The sequence below is a fragment of the Nocardioides sp. CPCC 206348 genome, from assembly GCF_048654705.1.
Lineage (GTDB): Bacteria > Actinomycetota > Actinomycetes > Propionibacteriales > Nocardioidaceae > Nocardioides.
This window is the reverse complement of sequence record NZ_JBMCZA010000115.1, coordinates 1-270: the sequence shown is the minus strand read 5'-3', so window position 1 is coordinate 270 and position 270 is coordinate 1. Positions and strand designations below refer to the sequence as shown.

Sequence of the window (270 nt, the reverse complement as noted above, 5' to 3'; positions counted from 1 at the left end):
GCCGTGCGAGTGCACTCGGTCAACGTGCGCGGGTTCGCGTCGCTGCCGACGACCTTCCGGCTCCGGGGCGCGTGATGGCGGCATCGAGGAAGCCTGTCCACCCCGACCGCCGCCCCGCCGTCGTCGCCGGCGCGTCCTCCGGGATCGGCGCCGAGACGGCGAAGGCGCTGGCCGCGGCCGGCTTCCCGGTCGCGCTCGGTGCCCGCCGGGTCGAGCGACTCGAGGAGCTGGCCGGCGAGATCCGGAGCAGCGGTGGCGAGGCGTTCGTCC

At 76.7% G+C, this 270-nt stretch carries 1 protein-coding gene; it reads left to right on the top strand.

Annotated elements, in window-relative coordinates:
• Positions 1–74: 74 nt before the first annotated feature.
• A partial coding sequence (locus ACOADB_RS07005; RefSeq protein WP_378597242.1) for an SDR family NAD(P)-dependent oxidoreductase occupies positions 75–270 on the top strand: 196 nt, incomplete at its 3' end.